A 20,537-nucleotide genomic window follows, 5' to 3' on the forward strand; every position below is an offset into this window, starting at 1 on the left:
TTTCAGCGCCCGAGGTAGGCCAGCACCGCCAGCACCCGGCGATGGTCGTCGGGCGCCTGGCCGAGCGAGAGCTTGCCGAAGATGCCGGAGATGTGCTTCTCCACGGCCCCTTCCTTGACCGAGAGCCGGGCCGCGATGGCGGTGTTGGAGCGTCCCTCCGCCATGAGCGCCAGGACCTCGCGCTCGCGCGGCGACAGCGTGTCCATCGCGGTGCCCCTGCGCTGCCTGCCCAGCAGTTGCAGCACCACCTCGGGGTCGATGACCGTGCCGCCCTCCGCGACCTGCCGCACCACCGCCAGGAACTCGGCCACGTCGGAGATCCGCTCCTTCAGCAGGTAGCCCACGCCGGGGCCGATGAGCTCGGCCGCGTAGCGCTCCTCGACGTACTGCGACAGCACCAGGATCGGGAAGTCCGGCCGCCGCGCCCGCACGTCGAGGGCGGCGCGCAGTCCCTCGTCGGTGTTGCTCGGCGGCATGCGCACGTCCACGATCGCCAGGTCGGGCAGGTGGCGTTCGACCGCGCCGATCAGCGAAGGCCCGTCGCCCACCGCTTCGGCCGTCTCGATGCCGCCGTCGGCCAGCAGGCGGGCCAGGCCCTCACGCAGCAGCACCGAGTCCTCGGCGATCACCACTCGCATGCGCCCATGACTACCACTCACACGGCAGTTCCGCGCGCACCAGCGTGGGACCGCCCACCGGACTGCTCAGCACGAGCACGCCGTCGATGGTCGCCGCCCGGTCGGCCAGCCCCGCCAGGCCGCCGCCGTGGCGCATGGTCGCGCCGCCGACGCCGTTGTCCCAGACCTCGACGGTGACCATCTGGCCGGCGCGTACCACCCGCACCGACGCCTCCGTGGCCACCGCGTGCTTGGACATGTTGGCCAGCGACTCGGCCACGATGTAGTAGGCGATGCTCTCCACCGCCGCAGGAGGCCGCTCGCCGACGTCCACGACCGCGTCGACCCCGATCGGCGCCCGCGCGGCAAGAGCCGACAGGGCGGCGTCCAGCCCCCGGTCGGTGAGGATCGCCGGATGGATGCCGCGCGCCAGGTCGCGCAGCTCGGCGATCGCGGCCCTGGTGCCCGTGTGGGCCTGCGCGATCAGCTCCTTGGCCTGCTCCGGGTCGTCGTCCAGCTTGGTGCGCGCCCGTCCCAGGTCCATGGCGACCGACAGCAGCAGCAGTTGCGCCCCGTCGTGCAGGTCGCGCTCGATCCGGCGCCGCTCCGCCTCGGCCGCGTCGATGCCCCTGGCCCGGCTGGCCCGCAGCCGCTCCTCCTCGCCGCCGCCCAGCAGCGCCGCCGCGAGCGTCCCGTGCAGCAGACTCAGCCCGCGCACCGCGTACGCCAGCACGACCACCATCACGAACCCCGCCAGAACGGCCAGCGCCCGCTCCAATGGCGTGTTCACCACAAAGGCGGCACCGATCATCAGCGCTTCCCGGAAAGGCGCGAGAATCAACGCGACGGACATGCTCCCGAGCACCATCAGGACGACGAACTCCAGCAGGCTCAGCGGCGCGAGCAGGATCAGATACCCCAGATCCCGCCAGGTGGCCGGATCCCGGAACAGCCACTTGAGATGGTTCATGACGCCCCGCTCGGGCCGCCGCCGATAGGGATCCCGGATCCGCACCCCGAACGCCAGCCACAGCAGCCGCCGCTCCAGCATCGCCGCCCCACGCCAGGCGACCACCGTCACCAGCAACAACGGGAACCCGACCCAGACCACCATCATGACCAGAGAGATCGTGCTCCCGAACGCCACGACCAAGAACCAGGTCAACCCGAAGAACAGACTCACCAGCAGATACGGCACCGCCCGCCAGGTACGCGGATCGACCACGACCCCGACCGGCCCCATGGGCCCCCACGGCACCCGCTCACGCAACGGCACCCGCTCACGCAACCCCACATCCACGGTTCCAGCGTGCCCGCGACGACGACATCCGTGAATGCCGTTGGCGCCCGCTTCAAGGTGGGGTTAACCCCCCTATCGACCGAAACCCCGGGGCCGGGACCATGGCGCTGGCCAACGTGCCTTGTGGCGGCGGGGGTGGGAGTGCGGCGTCGGCCGCACGGTTGCGGCGGCGCGCCGACGACGGCGGGCGGTGGTCTTGGCGGCTGCGCCGTCACGACAAAAGCACCGAAAGCAAAAGGGCGGCGGGAAAGATCCCCGCCGCCCTCAAACAAGACCGCGAGCTAGTCGCGGTCGTTGCTCACGGTGGTCTTCTGGACCTGGAGGAGGAACTCCGCGTTGGACTTCGTCTCCTTCATCTTCTCCAGAAGCAGCTCCAGCGCCTGCTGCATGTCGAGCGCGTGGAGCACCCGGCGCAGCTTCCAGACGATCTGCAGTTCGTCCTTGGCCATCAGGATCTCTTCCTTACGGGTGCTGGACGCGTCGACGTCCACCGCGGGGAAGATGCGCTTGTCGGCCAGGGAGCGGCTGAGCTTGAGCTCCATGTTGCCGGTGCCCTTGAACTCCTCGAAGATGACCTCGTCCATCTTGGACCCGGTCTCGACCAGGGCCGTGGCGAGGATCGTCAGCGAGCCGCCGTTCTCGATGTTGCGGGCGGCGCCGAAGAAGCGCTTGGGCGGGTAGAGCGCGGTGGAGTCGACACCACCGGACAGGATGCGGCCCGACGCGGGGGCGGCCAGGTTGTAGGCACGGCCGAGACGGGTGATCGAGTCCAGCAGCACGACCACGTCGTGGCCCAGCTCCACCAGGCGCTTGGCGCGCTCGATGGCGAGCTCGGCGACGGTGGTGTGGTCCTCGGCGGGACGGTCGAAGGTGGAGTGGATGACCTCACCCTTGACCGAGCGCTGCATGTCGGTGACTTCTTCGGGACGCTCGTCCACGAGCACGACCATGAGGTGGCACTCGGGGTTGTTGCGGGTGATCGAGTTGGCGATCGCCTGCAGCACCATCGTCTTACCGGCCTTCGGCGGCGAGACGATGAGGCCGCGCTGGCCCTTGCCGATCGGCGAGACCAGGTCGATGATCCTGGTCGTCATGATGTTCGGCTCGGTCTCCAGGCGCAGGCGGTCCTGCGGGTAGAGCGGCGTCAGCTTGTTGAAGTCCGGACGGCTGCGCGCCTGCTCCGGGTCCATGCCGTTGACGGTGTCGAGGCGGACCAGGGCGTTGAACTTCTCGCGCCGCTCGCCGTCGCGCGGCTGCCGGACGGCGCCGGTGACGACGTCGCCCTTGCGCAGGCCGTTGCGGCGGATCTGGGCCAGCGACACGTAGACGTCGTTGGAGCCCGGCAGATAGCCGCTCGTCCGCACGAAGGCGTAGTTGTCGAGGATGTCCAGGATGCCGGCGATCGGGATGAGCACGTCGTCGTCGCCGATGACCGGCTCGTTGCTGTCGAAGCGGTCGCGGCCACGGCCACGGTTGCGCTCACGGAAGCGGCCACGCCGTCCGCGCCCGCGCTCGTCGTCGTCCGCTCCGCCGCGCGGGTCGCCACCGCGGGGGTCGCCGCCACGCTGGTCTCCGCCACGGGGGTCGCCGCCGCGGGGGTCATTGCCGCGGGGCTCGTTGCCGCGCTGGTCGTTGCCGCGCTGGTCACCGCGGTTGCCCGCGTCCACCGCGCGCTGGTCGGCACGGCCGCCTTCGCCACGGTCGTTCCCCGCACGCTCGCCACGGTCGCCGCCGCGCTCGCCACGGTCACCGCGGTCGGAGCTGCGGTCCCCACGGTCGCCACGGTCGCCCACGCGGTCGCCGCGGTCACGGCGCTCGCCGCGGGTGCGGCGCTCACGGCGGCTCTCCCGGTCGCCGCGGTCACCGCGGTCGCCACGGGAGTCCACCTGGGAGTCGCTCTGTACGGCCTCGGCGGCCGGCTGCTGCTGCTCCACCACGGCGGGAGCAGCGGCCACGACCGGCTCGACGGGTGCGGCGGCGGCCACCGGCTCGGGGGCCGTGACCACCGGCTCTGCTACGGGTGCGCTGGTCTCCTCGGTGCTCTTGGCCCGGGAACGTTCCCTCCTCGCGCGGGTGGGCCGCTCGGCGGCGGGCGCCTCGGCCACGGCCGCCGGAGCCTCCGCGACGGGCGGAGCCGCCGGGGCGCTGTCACCGGAACCGCCACCCTGCTTCTCCTGGATGGCCGCGATCAGCTGGCTCTTCCGCATGCGTCCGGTCCCGCTGATGCCGAGCTCGGCAGCGATCTTCTGCAGCTCGGGCAGCACCTTGGCGGACAGGCCGGTGCCGGAGCGACGCGCACGCGGCTTGGCCGCGGCACGAGTGGGGGTGTCGCCGGACGCGGGCTGCGCAGACGCGCCCGATGCGTCGGAGAGGAGTTCGGTGGTGTCGCTCAACTAAAAGGTCCTTCCCAGGGGTCGGGCGCCGGCTTTGCTGTACCGGGCGTCCCGGAGGTGCTGTCGATCCGGCGGGACAGACCGGGTCGGGATGCACGCTGCGATCTTCGGCCGCCGCGCAGGTCGGCCGCCACGATTGGGGAGGGGTTCGTCCAGGCCGCCACAGGACGGTGGCGCATGGAGGACACCCCCCAGATTGCTGTCGCCAGCCAGATGTCGAGGTGATTCGAACGCGCAGATCCCCATAGTCGTCGTCTCGTGGTGAACCAACCGGGTGTAGGTCCATGGGAGACGCCGGGTTCCGGGGAGACAGCCGCGCTGCCCACGCCTCGCGACGTGCAGCATGAAGCAGCGATGTGTGGCTGACAAGCACGCACCCACCAAGGGGGCATCTGGTGCGGCTATCAGCCTAACATCACCAGCGCACACGGCTATTCCCTGAAGGTCTAAAGAGGCATCAGCGTGTCTCGGGGAACTGAACGTTCGCACCATCCGGGTCGACGTCCATTAGCTGGATGTGCCAGTCATTACCCACTTCTGGCGCGATCAAATCCTGCGTATCCGGTGTGGAAAACGCAAGAACCGTGGGGCCCGCTCCCGAAACGACCGCGGGCACGCCCACCGCACGCAGACGTTCTACCAGATCCGCGCTGTCGCGCATCGCAGGCGCGCGGTATTTCTGGTGGAGACGATCTTCCGTGGCGGCGAGCAGCAGCTCACTCTCCGGACGCAGGGTGAGCGCGGCGATCAGCAGCGCGGCCCGGCCGGCGTTGAAGGAAGCGTCCTTGTGGGGCACGTCCTTCGGGAGCAGCCCTCGAGCGGTCTCCGTGGACACCCGTGCCGATGGGACGAGCACGACCGGACGGATTCTCGCATCGGGGGTGACTTTCACCATATGCGGTGACCCCCCATGGTCGGTCCACGAAATCGTGAGATTTCCGGCCAAACATGGGGCGACGTTGTCCGGGTGCCCCTCCATCTCCGTGGCCAGGGCGAACACCTCGTCGTCCGACAGCGTCCGCGCGCCCTCAGGCGATGTTCGCTGAGAGCCGAGAGCGCGCGCGGCGAGGATGCCCGCGCAGATGGCCGCCGACGACGATCCCAGCCCCCGCGCGTGCGGGATGCGGTTACGGCAGAGCAGCCGGATGCCGGAGGGCTGCTCCATACCCATCCGGTCGAACGTCTTGCGCATCGCCTTGACGACCAGATGGCCCTCGCCGAGGTCGAGCTCGCCCTCCCCCTGGCCTTCCACGGTGACCTGGACCTGGTCTCCGGTGAGTTCTGCCTCGACCTCGTCGTACATGCCGAGCGCGAGGCCGAGCGTGTCGAAGCCGGGACCGAGGTTCGCGGAGGTCGCGGGCACGCGAACAGTGATCAATGTGTTGTTTCCCTCAGATCGCGTGGTCAGGCGAGGTTGAGCGCGCCCGCAGCGGCGTGGACGTCGATCGGGATCGTCACCGGGGCCGGAGCGCCGGAGATGGCCCAGTCGGGGTCCTTCAGTCCGTTGCCGGTGACCGTGCAGACGATGCGCTGGCCGGGCTCGACCAGGCCGTTGGCGTGGGCCTGCAGGAGCCCCGCCACGCTCGCCGCCGAGGCCAGCTCGACGAAGACGCCCTCTTCCTGGGCCAGCAGCTTGTACGCGGCCGCGATCTGGCGGTCGGTCACCGACTGGATGACGCCGCCGGAGTCGTCCCTGGCCGCCTCGGCGAGCTGCCAGGAGGCCGGGTTGCCGATGCGGATGGCCGTGGCGATCGTGTGGGGACGGGCCACCGGCGCGCCGTTGACGATCGGGGCCGCGCCGCTGGCCTGGAAACCGAACATGCGCGGGCGCCGCGTGGAGACGCCGTCCTTCGCGTATTCCTGGTAGCCCATCCAGTACGCCGAGATGTTGCCCGCGTTGCCCACCGGGATGCAGTGGATGTCGGGCGCGTCGCCGAGCGTGTCGACGATCTCGAAGGCGGCGGTCTTCTGGCCCTGGAGGCGGAAGGGGTTGACGGAGTTGACCAGCGCGATGGGGTACTCGGACGACAGCTTGCGGGTCATCTCCAGGCAGTCGTCGAAGGAGCCCTCGACCTGCAGCAGCGTCGCCCCGTGGACGAGCGCCTGGGCCAGCTTGCCCATCGCGATCTTGCCGCGCGGCACGAGCACGGCGCAGGTGAGCCCGGCGCGCACCGCGTAGGCGGCGGCCGAGGCGGAGGTGTTGCCGGTGGAGGCGCAGATGACCGCCTTCGCGCCCTCTTCGACGGCCTTGCTGATGGCCATCGTCATGCCGCGGTCCTTGAAGCTGCCCGTCGGGTTGGCGCCCTCGACCTTGAGGTAGACGTCGCAGCCGGTCAGCGCGGAAACCCGGTGCGCGGGCACCAGCGGCGTGCCGCCCTCCAGCAGCGTGACGACGGGCGTCGTCGTGGTGACCGGAAGACGCTCTCGGTACTCCTCGATGAGGCCACGCCACGACCTAGCCATGATGACTCCCTACCTGCGGTGTTGGGCACCGAGTGTACGGGCTTCCGGCTCGGGACGAGGAGCCGAGTCCACAGCGTGGACACCACGCCTTTTCAGGAAATATTCAGCAACCCCGGCTAAGGTTTCCGGCCAGGGGGTCATCGACTATGAACGCGCGTCCTGCTGTGCGGCAGAACGACTTTTCACCGCTCACACCGCCGGAGCTGGGCGCCTGGTCGCCGTCGCTGTCGGTGAGCGTCGTGATTCCGGCCCATGGCGGGCCGTACCTGGAGTTCGCGCTGGCGGCGCTGGCCGCGCAGACCTATCCGGACCACCTCATGGAGGTCCTGGTCGTCGACGACGGCAGCCGTCCGGCGATCGAGCTGCCGGAGATCCGGCCGTTCAACACCCGGATCGTGCGGGTCACGGATGGATGGGGCATCTCCAACGCGGTCAACACCGGCGCGCTGGCCGCCGACGGCGAGATCATCCAGCGCCTCGACGCCGACATGGTGCCCTGCCGCGAGCACATCGAGGCGCTCGCCCGCTGGCACCACGTCACCGACTATCTGGTCACGATCGGCATGAAGCGGTTCGTCGAGCCGCTGCCGCTCAAGGCCGAGCAGATCTACCGGGCGGGACACCTGGAAGAGCTGTTCGACCTGGACGCCGCCGTGGCCAGTTCCACCGAGGCGACGATCGCCAAGACCGACGGGCTGCGCAAGAGCCGCAATCCCTACCACGTGTGCACAGGGCCGACACTCGCCCTTCCCAGGGAGATCTTCCACGCCGTTGGCGGTCTCGACCCGAACGTGCACCGTGGCGGCGACACCGAGTTCGCCTACCGGCTGGCGATGCACGGCGTCGTGTTCATCCCGGACGAGGCGGCCAAGGCCGTGCATCTCGGGCTTCCGGCGCAGCGGGTGGACAAGGACCGCGTCGTGCGGGCCGTCGAACCGGCCTTCTCGCACCGGATCCCGCTCCGCCGCGACCTGCGCAAGGATCGGGGCCGGCGGTGGCTGGTGCCGTACGTGGAGATCGTCTTCGAGGTGGCTGACACCCCCGTCGGCGTCGTACGGCAGGCCGTGGCCGCCGCCCTCGACGGCAAGCTGCAGGACGTCGTCGTGACGCTGGTGGCGCCCTGGTCGACGCTGCGCGACGAGCGCCGGTCGGTGCTGAACGACCCGAGCTTCGACCTGCGCATGATGCGCGACCTGTTCGCCTACGACGACCGCATCCGCCTCATCGACGAGGCCGCGCCGACGCCCGCGCCCATCCCGTTCCGCTACCGGGGGCCGGTGGACGTGCCGCTGCACCGGGCGACGCTGGAGCGGATGATCGAGACGGTGCAGAAGGACCTCGACGGGGTGCTCGTGGTCGACGTGGGCGCCGGGCGCAGTGCGCGGCTCGAACGCACGTCGGCGCTGGCTCGGGCGGTGTTGCTGGCGGGCGTCTCGGACGACCTGGACGCCGTGATCGAGCAGACCCATGGTGTACGGCACGCCGACCCGGCCCGCTACTGGCCCCCGCCACCCCTGCCAGAAGCCCCACCCACCGCCGCCGCCACCCCAAAGCCCACAAGTGCGCCCAAGCCCGTCCAGATCCCGGCGGTTCCGGCGGTTCCGGCGGTTCCGGCCGAGGAGAAGACCCTCCTGAACCGCCTCAAGTCCGCCCTCCGCCCCAACTAACCAACCCGCCAGACCTTCCTTTCCGGCTCCGGCTTTACCGCTTGGGGTCCGCAACACCCCCTCTGCGGTTTCGCCCCAAGGCTCTTGGGTTCCCCGGATGCCCTGGTCAGGGCGGGTCAGGGTTGGGGGTGTCGGGCTTTTTGGTCCAGGCGCGTTTCAGGGTGGCGGCGAGGAGCACGCGGAGGCTGCGCTGTCTGCGGTTGGCTGCCGTGAGCTGGCGGCGCAACCCGCCCACCTCGCGCCGGAGCTCCACCGCGCTCTTACGCCACGTGCCCGCCTCCTCACGCCACTTGACCGTCTGGGCCCGGAGGCGTTCGACCTCCTTGGCCAGCCGGGCGGCCTCCGACTGGGCTTCGACGCGGGTGCGCAATGCACTGCGGCGGCCCAGGGGTTCGGCGGGGGTCTGGGTGAAGCCGTAGCTCTCGCCTTCCACCCAGGTCACGCCGGACACGTCGTCCACGGCGTCGTCGAGGTCCTCTCCCGGCCCGGCCACGAGGGCGGCCCTGGCGAAGGCGGAGGCGCGTTCCAGCCGAGCGCCGACCAGGCCGGCGGGCGACTCGCTGAGCAGCACGTTGACCAGGCCCAGGCCCTCCCCCGCGGCCAAATCCAGCATGCGGGCCAGGCCGTCCTCGGCGGGCGCCCATCCGGCGGGCAGGCGCAGGATCCAGGGCACCGCGGGGTCGCAGGCGTCCGTGACGGCCAGCCGTACCCTCGGCTCGTGCAGGTAGTGGCCGTGGACCAGCACCAGGTCGAGGGCGGGGTCGCGCAGCGGCGCGCGGCGGTCGCGGTCGAGGGTGTCCCAGGGACCGACGAGGACCACGCGGATGTCGGGGACGGTTCCGGCGAGCACCGCGTCCACGGTCGTGCGGACGGTCTCGTATCCGGCGGTGCCGTCCACGACTACGGCGACGTACGGGACCTTCCACGCCCGGCCGGGGTGGGCGCGCAGCCAGCGGTAGGTGGGGATGCGGTCGGCGACGAAGGCGTGGCTGACCCGGTCGATGGGCGCCTTGTCGCGCATGCGCATGGTGGGGCCGAGGTGGTACGCGCGGGCCAGGGGTTCGGGGACGAACACGGCGCCTGCCTGTGCCAGCCGGTAGCCCATCTCGGTGTCCTGGCCGAGTACCAGGTCCTCGTCCATGGGCCCGGCGGCGGCGACGAGGCGGGCGTTGACCGAGGTGGCGCCGCCGACGTGCAGGCTGAAGGGGCGCTGGGGGTTGTCGGTGAGCCCGCGGGTGCGCTCGACGAGGTCGACGATCCAGGCGTGCGGGCGGGCGGGTTCGAAGGCCTTCTCGAGGTCGTCGGGCAGGTCGGCGGGGACCTTGGCCTCGGTGAACCTGATGTAGCCGGTGACCGCCAGGTAGGGGGCGCGGTGGTGCCAGCGCATGTGCGCCTCGATGGCGCCGGGGGTGAGCAGCACGTCGGAGTCGAGCCAGTGGATGACGTCGCCGGTGGCCAGGGCCAGCCCGGTGTTGCGGGCGGCGGCGCGGCCGGGTCGCGGGCAGAGCGCGAGCGTGGTGTCGTCCGGGCGTTCTGGTGGCAGGCGCAGCGGCGGGTCGCTGCCGTTGTCGACGACGATGACCTCGGTGAGCCTGGCCGGGTAGGTCTGCCTGGCCAGGGCCTGCAGGACGAGGTCGAGTTCGTGCTGCCCGCCGTACGCGGGGATGACCACGCTGACCTTGAGTGAAGGCGTCCACTGCGCGGGCGGCGCGAGCACCCGGTAGTCGTTGCCCCGAACCCTCATGCCGCTTCCATGAGCCTGCTCGGGCGGAAGCCGCGCCACTGGTTGGCGGCCACCTTGAGGAAGTGCGACAGGGGCAGCTGCCAGGTGTGCTCGTCGCTGAGGGTACGGCGCAGCACGTACCCGAGCCCGTGGGTGCGGTAGATGCGTGCGCCCTGGGCCTGGGCGGCCTTGAGGAAGGCCTTGTCCACCGCCCGAGGCAAGGCAGGAAATCCCCCTAAAGACCGAAATTTCGCCGCAGCGAGGAGAATCGTGCCCCCCGCGACGTGATCCGCCCACACCTCGCTCGGGTACGCCGCCCCGCTGGCGAACGTGGTGCGCCGGATCGTGGTGTTGAGCGGTTCGAGGTAGAAGAACTCGCCGGTGGCGCCCACGATGTCGGCGCCCGTGGCCCGCATGGCCAGCAGCAGGTCCGACAGGTGCTCGGGACCGTACCAATCGTCGTCGTCCCACTTGACGAGGTAGTCGCCACTGGCACGGGCCGCGGCCAGGTTCAGCACCTCGCCGAACGGCGCCTGCGACACCACGCACGACACCGGCAGCGGGGCGGACTCGACGGCCGCGCGCACCGCCTCGTACGGCACGCCGTGCAGCCCGATCACCGCCTCGACCTCGACGTGCCGCTGCCGTGCCATCTGCGCGAGCGCCTCGGCCACCAGGTGCGGCCGCTTGGTGGACATGACCACGCTGACCTTGGGCCGCGCCGCGGAGGCGACCTCACCGGCGAAACTCGACGGAAACTCCCCCGGAGTCGCGGCCAGCCGGGCCGCCACGCGGCGCAGCCGTACGCTGTGCTCCTCGCGGCGCAGGTCGGCCACGCAGCGCAGGCCCCCGGCGGGCTCGCCGCCCAGCCACTCGCGGTCGGCGAGCAGCTCGGCCAGCGGCGCCGGCACCCAGGCGGGCGCCTCGGCGGCGGTCAGCGGCACCCCGGCGGCGGCCAGCCGGACGATCTCCCCGAGCGGCACGGGCCCGCCGGGCCAGTCGACCTCCAGGCCGCGTAACGGCCGCAGGGCGGGCAGGTCGAGGCGGCCTGGCAGGGCGGCGGGCAGCCCTTCTCCTTCCGCGGTCCAGCCGTGTCCGGCCCAGCGCAGGCGGGCCATTCCCTTCTCCGGCGTGCGCCGGAAGCCACAGGGGGTGCCACAAGGGGTGACGGTCATGAACGTGGCGCTCCTCGACGGCGGGGTTCGGAGACGGCGCCTACCTTACGCCGCTTTTACCGCCCGGCAGGAGGGAGGTCCCCCATTCGTTACGGCACCTGCCGCAGGTCACGCGGCGACGGCTCCCAGATTCTGTTCAGGAACTTATGGCACGTTAACTCGTACCTGTTTATTAGGGTGTCAATATCCCCTGGTGCCTCTCAAGTCGTGACAAGGATAGATATGCGGATGCTCTCGACTCGCCGGACAGCGGCGACGGCCGCGATTCTGGGAGTTCTCGCCCTTGCCGCGCTCCTGGTCACCGGCGTCTTCACGCTCGCGGCGGCGGCCGTGGCCGCGGCGCTTCTCGTCTCGCTGGCCGCCCTCGCCTTCCTGGTGCTGACCGTGCGCCGCCTCGACGGCAAGGCCCAGCGCATCGACCAGCGGGTGAAGAAGAACGAGAGTTCGCACGCCGCCAACGCCGCCGCGCTCAAGCGCATCGAGAAGCGGCTGGAGGAGCTGTCGGCGGCGATGGAGGACAGCGCGGCCCGGCGTACCGAGGACCTCAGCGCGATCCTCGTCTCCCTCGGCGAGGACCGCGTCAACACCATGACCCACGCCCGCGAGGTGGAGCGGCTACGCGAAGAGGTGCGGGCGCTGGGCTCGGCATGAGGCGGATCAGGCACAACGACTACGGGGCCCTGGAGCCGCCGGCCATCGGGAGCTGGCGGCCGGACAAGCGCGTCACCGTCGTCATCCCCGCCTACAACGACCAGGACGGGCTCGACCGCACGCTGACCGCGCTGGCCAAGCAGAGCTACCCGGCCGAGCTGACCGAGGTGGTCGTCGCCGACGACGGCAGCACGCCGCCCCTGTCGGCGCCGGGCGCGCGGGTGGTGCGGGTGAGCGAGGGCTGGGGCCGCGGCGCCGCCCGCCAGGCCGGCGCCGCCGCCGCGACCGGTGACGTGGTGCACTGGCTCGACGCGGACATGATCCTGGACGAGGAGCACCTGGAAGCGCACATGCGCTGGCACCACCTGCTCGACCACGCGGTCGTGATCGGCGACACCAGGTTCGTGAACGAGCTCGGCGAAGAGGGCACCCGCACCGAGTACACCACCAAGACCCTCGAATCCACCCGCATGCTGCGCGACGCGGGCACCAGCGCCTACCTGCTGCACACCGGCGCCTCCAGCTCCGTCTCCGCAGACCTGCTGCGCGCGGTGGGCGGTGTGGACGTGACGCTCAACATGGCCGAGGACACCGAGCTCGGCTACCGGCTGGCCCAGGCCGGCGCCGTCTTCATCCCCGACCCCGCGGCCAAGGGCTGGCACGTCGGGCCGTCCACCGTGATGTTGCGGGCCAAGGAGGTGCACCGGCACAACTGGTCCTTCCTGGGCGACCTCATCCCCGATCTGCGCTGGCTGCGCGGCCATCCCCGCAGGCGGTGGCGGGTGCCGTACGTGCACGTCGTGACCGAGGCCGACGGCTACGAGCGCACCCGCGCCACCGTGGACGCCGCACTGGCCGGGACGCTCGCCGACACCGCCGTCACCATCACCGGCCCCTGGGACGTGCTCACCGCCGACCGGCACGCCGCCCTCGACGACCCGCACCTCGACCTGCGCCTCCTGCGCAACCTCTACGCCTCGGAGCCGCGCGTCGCGTTCGCGCCGGCCGCGCCCGCCTCCGTGGCGCCCGCGCCGTTCCTGCTGCGCGTCCCCGCCGGATGGGCGCCGGGCGCCGACACCATCGCCCAGCTCGTACGGCAGGCCGAACAGGAATCCCTGGGCCTGGTCTGCGCCGCCCTCACCGAGACCGGGGCCGGGGTCGTCGCCGCCCGGCTGGAGCGCACCGCCGCCTTCGCCCGCGCCGCCCGCCACCAGGGCCCGGCCGACGACCTGGTCGACGAGATGTTCGGCACGCTGTGGGTGAGCGGCACCGAGTTCGGCTTCGTCACCGGCGACGACGTCGAGCCGCCCGCCGGTGACCCGGCCAAGTGGCGGGCGCTGGCGACCAAGCGCGCCACCGAGGTCAAGGAGCTGGAGGCGGAGGTGGCCAGGCTGCGGGCCGAGGTGGACAACCTCTCGCAGCCGCCTCCCGAGCAGCCAGAACCCGCCGCCGGCCCGCTCGCCGCCCTGCTCAAGCACCTGAGGAAGACCGGATGACCACGCCTGCGGGTCGCCTCATGGAGGTTGCCATGATCTCTTCTCTCATCGCGGACATGCCGCAGGCGTGGGTCTTCGCCGTCGGCATCGACGAGGACGTCAAGGGCGTCGACCTCGACCGCGACATCCTGGAGCCGCCCAGCGGCAAGGAGCGCGCGCCCGAGGTGCTGGTGCTCGCCCGCACCCCCGCCGACCTGCGCCGGGTCGCCACCCTGCACAAGCTCCTTCCCGACACGCGCCGCGTGGTCGTGGCCGTGCTGGACGCGCCGCCCTCGCATCCGGCGCCGGTCCCGACCCCCACTCCGGCCAATCGGTGGCGCTCGCTCAGCGATCTGCGGGTCTACCAGCCCAAGGAGCGCGTCTGGGTGGTGGACGCGAAGTTCTCGGCGCCCACGCCGGCCGGCCGTACCGTTGCGGCGACCGCGCGGGCCTTCGCCGGGCACCGCCTCGACGTGATCGCGGCCCCCGCGGCGGCGATCGCCGGGGTCGGCGCGGCGGCGTGGCGGCCCGGCGACCCGAACGCCACCCCCACCGAGGTCGGCGGCCCGGTCCCGGAACGTGTCGGCGCGCCCGGCAGCGACCTGGTCCTGCGCACGCTCGACGACCCCGACGTGAACCCCGGCTCCGCCGACTCGCCCTGGGAGGCCGACTCCCCGTGGGAGGGCGACCAGACGCCGGTCGAGCGGCCCACGCTGCGCGCGGCCAGCTGGGAGCACCTGGGCCGGCCGGGCGGCGCCGAACTGCCGCTGGCCGACCCCGACGTGCTCGCCGAGCCGTCGATGATCCCGCCCGTCGACGAGCGGATGGTGAACCCGCAGGGCTTCGTGACCACCCCCTCGCGCGGCATGGCGGCGCTGACCGAGCGCGAGGGCCGCTGGTCGATCGTCCTGGACGACAGGGTGGTCACCTCCTTCGCCGAGTCCGGCGGCGTCACCGACTCCGACGTGGCCAGGCTCCGGCAGATCAGAGGCGTCGAGGTCGACTGGCAGCACGCCCACAGCGGGCCGCTCACCGCGGTCCGCGTGCTGGCCGGGCTGGCCACGGCAGGGGTGCCGCTGGTGTCGCCGTCCGTGCCTCGCTGGGCCGGGGCGCTGGGCGAGCCGCTGGTGCGGCTGATCGAGTCGGGCCCCGACCTCACCGACCAGCTTCGCCGGGAGGAGCACAGCATCCGGCTGCGCCGTACCGCGCTGCGCACCCACGGCGTGGCCGCCCGCTGGGAACAGCTCGGCGCGCCCGCGCCGGTGCCGCCGCTGACCTCCGTGCTGCTGGCCACGCGCCGGGCGGACATGGTCGGGTTCGCGCTCGACCAGATCGCCAGGCAGCGCGACGCGCAGCTTGAGGTGATCCTGGCCCTGCACGGCGTGCCCGCGGGCCACCCCGACGTGGCCGCCGCGATCGCCGCCTTCGACGGCCAGGTCACCGTGTACGAGGCGGCCGCCGACCAGATCTTCGGCGAAGTGCTGAACGAGGCGGCGGCCAGGGCCTCCGGCTCGTTCCTGCTGAAGATGGACGACGACGACTGGTACGGCCCGGACTTCCTGTCGGACCTGCTGCTGGCCCACTCCTACTCGGGGGCGCAGGTGGTCGGCACCGTGCCCGAGTTCGTCTACCTGTCCTCGATCGACGTCACCGTGCACCGCAAGCAGATCACCGAGCAGATCACCAGCTTCGTGGCGGGCGGCACGATCCTGGTCGAGCGCTCCGCCTTCCAGGCCGTCGGCGGGTTCCGTCCGCTGCGCCGTTCCGTGGACACGCAGTTCCAGGAGGCGCTGCAGGCGGCCGGCGGGCAGATCTACCGCACCCACGGGCTCGGCTACATCCTCCACCGCGGCCTGGCCGCCAACCACACCTGGCAGGAGCCGATCGGCACCTTCCTGCAACGCAATCGCCACCAGTGGCGCGGCTTCCGGCCGTGCGCGCTGATGGAACTGGAAGGGAGCGCCCGGATATGAGCAGGCCGGGGATGAGCGTAGCGCGTATCCGGCGCAACGACTACGGGGTCCTGACCCCGCCCGCGCTGGGCGCCTGGACGCCCGAGCTGACCGTCACCGTCGTCATCCCCGCCCACGACCGGCAGGAGACGCTCGACCTCACGCTCGCCGCGCTGGCCGCCCAGAGCTACCCGGCCGACCTGCTCGACGTGATCGTCGTGGACGACGGCAGCGCGCCGCCGCTGCGCCTGCCCGACCTGTGCCCCGCCGCCACGCGGCTCCTGCCCAGCGCCCCCGGCGGCTGGGGGCGCGCCTGGGCCCTGCAGACCGGCATCGACGCCGCCTCCGGTGAGGTCGTGCTCGTCCTGGACGCCGACATGGTGCCGCACCGCGGGCACGTCGAGGCGCAGCTGCGCTGGCACCACCTCGCGCCCTACCTCGTCGTGCTCGGCTGGATCGACTTCACCGCCGACGCCGTCCTGCCCGCCCCCGCCGAGGTACGCGAGGCGCTCGAAGCGGGCAACGAGGAAAAGTTGTTCCACCTGTCGCCGCTCCGCCACGACTGGGCCGAGAAGATCATCGAGGAGCACGACGGCCTGCGCACCGCGCCCAACGCGCTCGCCGCCCGCGTCCACGTCGGCGCCACCGCCTCCTACCCGGCCGCGCTCCTGCGCCGGATCGGCGGGCTCGACACCTCGCTGGTGCTCGCCGAGGACACCGAGCTGGGCTACCGGCTGGCGCAGGCGGGCGCCGTGTTCGTGCCCGACCCCGACGCGCGGGCCTGGCATCTCGGGCTGCCCACCGCCATGCGGGACTGGGCGGCGCTCAAGCGCTACAACGACCCGTTCGTGGCCGACCGGGTGCCGAACCGCCGCTATCTGCGGGTGAACCAGGGCCGCCGGTGGCTCGTCCCCTATGTGGACTGCGTGGTGGAAGGCGAGCACGCCTACGAGGACGTCCGCGCCACCGTGGACGGCCTGCTCGCCGCCTCCCTGCCCGACGTGCGCGTCACCGTCACCGGTCCGTGGCGGGACCTGGGCAGCGGCCGCCGCCACCCCCTGCGCGACCCCGACCTGGACCTCCGCCTGATCCACGCCACGTTCGAGCACGATCCCCGGGTACGGCTGACGCCCCCTTCAGCCCCACCGCCCGGAGCCGTGGCTCCCTATCGGCTGAGGGTTCCGCCCGGGTGGATGCCCGGTCACGACACCCTGCAGCGGCTGACCGAGCACCTCGACGAGCATGACCTGGGCGCGCTCTGCGTCGCGCTGGCCGAGGAGGGTGACGGCGTCGTCGTCGCCCGCCTCGAACGCACCGCCGCCCTGGCCAGAGCCGCCCTGCTGACCAGGCCGGACGAGCACCTGGACGACGTGATCCACGAGGTGTTCGGCGTGGAGTGGGTGGACGGCGAGTCGTGGGGGTTCGTCCGCCGTCCCAAGGTCTACCCGCCGCGCCGCCGTCCCCTGACCGAACTGGAGCAGCAGGCGCTCCAGCACGAGAAGGAGATCACCCGGCTGCGCCGCAGGGCCGCCGCGCTGCAGGCGGAGATGTCGCAACTTCGCAGGGAGGCCGGCAAGGCGGAGCGCGACGCCGTCCGGTGGCGCGACAAGGCCGAGGCGTGGCGCCAGGAGGCCGTCCGCCTGACCAGGGCCAAGGAACGTACCGTGCTGAAGCGCGCGGTGCGCCGGGTCCGCGACCTGACCTTTCCCGACCAGTAGCCGCTCAGGCGTGGCCGTTCTCCCAGGCCCACGCGGCGATCCCGACCCGGTTGCGCACGCCGAGCTTGCGCTGGACGTTGGCCACGTGCGTCTTGGCCGTGCCCGCCGAGATGAACAGCTCGGCTCCGATCTCCGGGTTCGAGCGGCCCTGCGCCACCAGCCGGACGATCTCGAGTTCGCGGTCGCTCAGCGTCTCGCCCGCCACCCCGGTACGGCCCTGCGCGGGCGTCAGGTGGCGCAGCAGCCGTACGGTCACAGACGGGCTGATCAGCGCGTCGCCCGCCGCCGCCGCCCGGATCCCTTCGGCCAGCAGCCCCGCCCCGGCGTGCTTGAGCAGGAAGCCGCAGGCGCCGGAGCGCAGCGCCGTGTGCACGTACTCGTCGAGGTCGTAGGTGGTCACGACGATCACGCGGATCGTGTCGGACAGCCGCCTGGTCAGCTCAAGGCCGTCCATGCGCGGCATCCGGATGTCGGCCACCACCACGTCGGGAGCCAGCTCGGCGGCCAGCTCCAGCGCGGCGACGCCGTCCGGCGCCTCGCCCACCACCTCCAGGTCGGGCTGGGCGTCGATGATGGTGCGAAAGCTCCGCCGCACCGCCGGCTGATCGTCGGCGACCAGCACCCGGATCGTCATGACCGTCCTCCCGGAAAAGCGACCGAAGATCCTCCCGGGAAGGCGACCTTCACCAGCCACCCGCCCTCTCCCGAACGGCCCGCGCCGAACGTCCCGCCCAGCGCCTCCACCCGCTCGGCCAGCCCGGCCAGCCCCACCCCAGGCCGTACGGACCCGGGCAGGCGCGGCTGGGCGGGCGCGCTGGCGTGGTCGGCGACCGTGAGCACGGTCGCGCCCGCCTCGTCCACCACCCGGATCGCCACGCTCGACCCGGCGGGCGCGTGCTTGCGCACGTTGGTGAGGGCCTCGGCGACGATGCGGTAGACCGTGGTGGCCACCTCGCGCGAGACCGACCTGGGTGGTGCGAGCTCCAGCTCCGTCTCCGGGTATCCGGCCTCGGCGAAGCGGCGTACCAGGCCGGGCAGGTCGTCCAGGCCGGGCAGCGGCTCGGCGGAGACCGGCTCGCCCTCCAGCTCACGCAGCATCCGGACGGTCCGGTCCATGGAGGCCAGCGCCCGGGTCCCGTCCTCCTCGATCGCCCGCAGCGTCACTGCCGCCTCCTGCGGCGAGCTCTCCAGCAGGATCTGTGCCGCCTGCGCCTGCAGGACCATGGCGCTGACGTCGTGGGCCACGAAGTCGTGCAGGTCGCGGGCGAGCTGCATCCGCTGGGAGCGCCTGGCCTCGCGCACCGCGCGCTCGCGGCGGCCGTCCAGCACCCGCAGGTACGCGCCCAGGCCGACCGCGCCGGCCGTACCGAATGACCAGAACAGCCCGAACGCGACCGACTCCACCACCGACTTCACCGGCACGACCTGCAGCGCCAGCAGCGCCTCCGCCACCGCGGCCACCGCCACGGCGGGAACCCCGCGCGGCAGGGGCGACCAGCGGACGGTCATCGTGATAAGCGTGAGGACGGCCAGCGTGTGGAAGTAGGTGGCCGGTCCGGCCGCGCCGACCGGGTCCGTCAGCCACACCAGCGTGCACGCCGCGCCGACGGCGCCCACGAGCGCGGTGAGCGGCGCGAGCAGCGGCCGCGTCCCGGGCGACCACGCGACGGCCGCGCTCGCCGCGGCGACCGCGAGCAGCGCGGGGACCGAGATCAACGGCTCCGGGAACGGCGACTTGAGCGAGACCAGCCAGACGGCGCACCAGAGCACGACCGCGCAGGCCAGCACCCGTTTCATGACCGCCACTTTATCCAGGAGGGAACGTGGGCGAATCTGCCGATCGGCAGATGTCCGCGCGCCGGTCCCGGCCCAGGCTGGGGAACCATGAAACGACGACTGATCCTCTCCGGCGCGCTGATCTGGAGCGCGATCTACGGCGCGCTCGGCTACTTCTGGTGGTCGGGCGGCGGCGGCTTCCCCTTCGGCGACCCCAACGCCTTCGTCGGGATGAGCCTCTTCGAGGGCGTGACGGCGGGCGCGATGGCACCGGTCATCGCCCTCGCCTGTACAGCCGGCGTCGTGCTCGCGGCGTCGGCCCTCTGGTGGCCGAGGAATCCCGCCCCGGCGGTCGCGGCGTATGGCTGGGTGGCCGGGGCGATCCTGCTGTTCGTGCTGCCCGACGTCCGGCTGCTGCAGAACATGGCCTACTCCCTGCGCGGCTACTTCGGCCTGGTCGACTGGCCCGTGCTCAACCAGCTCGTGTGCGTCGCGGGCGGAGCGCTGTGGATCGGCGTCGCGCTGGGCTCCGCGCGGGGCGGCGCCGCGTCGTGGCCGTGGCGGCGGATCGGGCTCTGGGCGACGATCGTGGCGGTGCTGTCGCCGCTGCCGTACGGCGTGCAGCGGGCGGCCTGGGCGGCGGGCATCCCGCTGTGGGTCGACCAGCGCTTCGTCGACGACCTCGCGGCAGACGCCGTCGCCAAGGGCGTGAGCGGGCTGGGGAGCTACTCGCTTCCGCTGCTCTGCCTGGGCGGGGCGCTGCTCACGCTCGGGCTGGCGCAGCGGTGGGGGCGCGTCTTCCCGCACTGGGTGCCGGTGCTCGGCGGGCGCGCGGTGCCCGAGGCGATGGCGGTGGCGCCCGCGTCGCTGGTGTCCGTGGCTCTCACCGTGACCGGGGTGAGCTCGTGGCGCGGCCTGCTGTCCGGCGACATGGACTGGTCGGTCGGCGGCGTGGGCCTGTTCTTCCTGCCGTGGGGGCTGTCGCTGGGCGTGGCCACCGTGGCGTACCACTACACGCGAGGTCACGTCACTGCAACGCCGTTCACCCTGGCCCGCCCCCAGCCTGATATGCGGCCATAATTACGGGACAGCCGGGGGTTTGCGGGGTGCGGAGAGATGACGGCGTTACTCGTGCGAGGTCCGGCGGGCTTCATCCGGCTTGTGCCGGGGCAGCGGCTGCTCGTGGGGCGCGAGGGCGACATCGCGATCGCCGACGCCCGCGTCTCCCGCCACCACGCCGAGGTCGTCTACGAGTCGGGCCGCTGGATCCTGCGCGACCTCGGCAGCCGCAACGGCACGTTCATCGGGCAGAACCGCATCTCGACCGTCCACGTGGCCGTCCCCTGCACGGTACGGCTCGGCGGCGCAGAACACGGCCCCCGCCTCGACCTAGAACCCGAACCCACACCCCCAGGCACTCACCCAACAGCCCCGCAACCCCAGCGCCCAGGCACCCACCACACCGGCCACCAGGTAACCGGGCACCCAGCCCCTCCAACCCCGGGACACCCCAACACGGGGCAGCCAAGCCCAGGCCACCCTGGCGCGGGGCATCCCAGGCCGTGGCACCCCAACCCGTGGCACCCCAACCCGGGGCAGCCCGATGCGGGGCACCCGAACCCCGGGC

General features: G+C 72.2%; 15 protein-coding genes and 1 pseudogene. 7 read left to right on the plus strand and 9 right to left on the minus strand.

The window, feature by feature from the left end:
• Positions 1-2: 2 nt before the first annotated feature.
• From HNR40_RS26865 to thrC, 5 genes are all read right to left on the minus strand, one after another.
• Positions 3-638, minus strand: a complete 636-nt coding sequence (locus tag HNR40_RS26865; RefSeq protein ID WP_184965977.1) for a response regulator — start codon at positions 636-638, stop codon at positions 3-5.
• Between the two features lie 10 nt (positions 639-648).
• A complete protein-coding gene (locus HNR40_RS26870; protein ID WP_312896520.1) occupies positions 649-1,917 on the minus strand; it encodes a sensor histidine kinase in 1,269 nt (422 codons plus the stop codon).
• Positions 1,918-2,198: 281 nt separating this feature from the next.
• The gene (rho, locus tag HNR40_RS26875; RefSeq protein ID WP_184965979.1) at positions 2,199-4,310 is read right to left on the minus strand and encodes a transcription termination factor Rho; all 2,112 of its coding nucleotides are present in this window, start codon (positions 4,308-4,310) and stop codon (positions 2,199-2,201) included.
• A gap of 457 nt (positions 4,311-4,767) precedes the next feature.
• Complete coding sequence (gene thrB, locus HNR40_RS26880) at positions 4,768-5,688, minus strand: homoserine kinase (RefSeq protein WP_184965981.1); 921 nt, start codon at positions 5,686-5,688, stop codon at positions 4,768-4,770.
• A 26-nt stretch (positions 5,689-5,714) separates the two neighbouring features.
• On the minus strand, positions 5,715-6,773 hold the full coding sequence (gene thrC / locus HNR40_RS26885) for a threonine synthase (RefSeq protein ID WP_184965983.1): 1,059 nt from the start codon (positions 6,771-6,773) through the stop codon (positions 5,715-5,717).
• Between the two features lie 146 nt (positions 6,774-6,919).
• Between thrC and HNR40_RS26890 the strand changes: the two genes are divergently transcribed.
• Positions 6,920-8,440 (plus strand): glycosyltransferase family 2 protein, encoded by a 1,521-nt coding sequence (locus HNR40_RS26890; RefSeq protein ID WP_184965985.1) that lies wholly within the window; start codon positions 6,920-6,922, stop codon positions 8,438-8,440.
• A 106-nt stretch (positions 8,441-8,546) separates the two neighbouring features.
• On the opposite strand, the gene HNR40_RS26895 is transcribed toward HNR40_RS26890, so the two are convergent.
• Together HNR40_RS26895 and HNR40_RS26900 are read right to left on the minus strand one after the other, a co-directional pair.
• Positions 8,547-10,184, minus strand: coding sequence for a glycosyltransferase family 2 protein (locus HNR40_RS26895; RefSeq protein WP_184965987.1), 1,638 nt, complete (start codon positions 10,182-10,184; stop codon positions 8,547-8,549).
• Entirely contained in the window at positions 10,181-11,338 is a 1,158-nt protein-coding gene (locus tag HNR40_RS26900; protein ID WP_184965989.1) for a glycosyltransferase family 2 protein, read from the minus strand. The genes HNR40_RS26895 and HNR40_RS26900 overlap by 4 nt, the downstream gene beginning before the upstream one ends.
• 228 nt (positions 11,339-11,566) lie before the next feature.
• Here HNR40_RS26900 and HNR40_RS26905 point away from each other — a divergent pair, with 228 nt between their 5' ends.
• Genes HNR40_RS26905 through HNR40_RS26920 form a run of 4 tightly spaced genes read left to right on the plus strand, consistent with a single transcriptional unit; the run spans position 11,567 to position 17,134 of the window.
• Positions 11,567-11,989 (plus strand): hypothetical protein, encoded by a 423-nt coding sequence (locus HNR40_RS26905; protein WP_184965991.1) that lies wholly within the window; start codon positions 11,567-11,569, stop codon positions 11,987-11,989.
• Entirely contained in the window at positions 11,986-13,485 is a 1,500-nt protein-coding gene (locus HNR40_RS26910; protein WP_184965993.1) for a glycosyltransferase family 2 protein, read from the plus strand. Before HNR40_RS26905 ends, HNR40_RS26910 begins: the two co-directional genes overlap by 4 nt.
• A gap of 32 nt (positions 13,486-13,517) precedes the next feature.
• Positions 13,518-15,437 (plus strand): glycosyltransferase, encoded by a 1,920-nt coding sequence (locus tag HNR40_RS26915; protein WP_184965995.1) that lies wholly within the window; start codon positions 13,518-13,520, stop codon positions 15,435-15,437.
• A gap of 11 nt (positions 15,438-15,448) precedes the next feature.
• Positions 15,449-17,134, plus strand: a complete 1,686-nt coding sequence (locus HNR40_RS26920; protein ID WP_184965996.1) for a glycosyltransferase family 2 protein — start codon at positions 15,449-15,451, stop codon at positions 17,132-17,134.
• A gap of 4 nt (positions 17,135-17,138) precedes the next feature.
• Here the strand turns inward: HNR40_RS26920 and HNR40_RS26925 are convergent, their stop codons facing one another.
• Together HNR40_RS26925 and HNR40_RS26930 are read right to left on the minus strand one after the other, a co-directional pair.
• Positions 17,139-17,768, minus strand: coding sequence for a response regulator (locus HNR40_RS26925; RefSeq protein WP_184965998.1), 630 nt, complete (start codon positions 17,766-17,768; stop codon positions 17,139-17,141).
• A complete protein-coding gene (locus tag HNR40_RS26930) occupies positions 17,765-18,931 on the minus strand; it encodes a sensor histidine kinase (RefSeq protein WP_184966000.1) in 1,167 nt (388 codons plus the stop codon). The genes HNR40_RS26925 and HNR40_RS26930 overlap by 4 nt, the downstream gene beginning before the upstream one ends.
• A gap of 87 nt (positions 18,932-19,018) precedes the next feature.
• On the opposite strand from HNR40_RS26930, the gene HNR40_RS26935 reads away from it, so the two are divergent.
• Positions 19,019-19,990 carry a hypothetical protein gene (locus tag HNR40_RS26935; protein WP_184966002.1) on the plus strand — a complete coding sequence of 324 codons (972 nt, stop codon included), beginning with the start codon at positions 19,019-19,021 and terminating at the stop codon, positions 19,988-19,990.
• A gap of 36 nt (positions 19,991-20,026) precedes the next feature.
• Positions 20,027-20,212: pseudogene (locus HNR40_RS57890) on the plus strand (FHA domain-containing protein); the annotation flags it as partial.
• Positions 20,213-20,537: the final 325 nt, after the last annotated feature.

The organism is Nonomuraea endophytica (assembly GCF_014203235.1).
Taxonomy (GTDB): domain Bacteria; phylum Actinomycetota; class Actinomycetes; order Streptosporangiales; family Streptosporangiaceae; genus Nonomuraea; species Nonomuraea endophytica.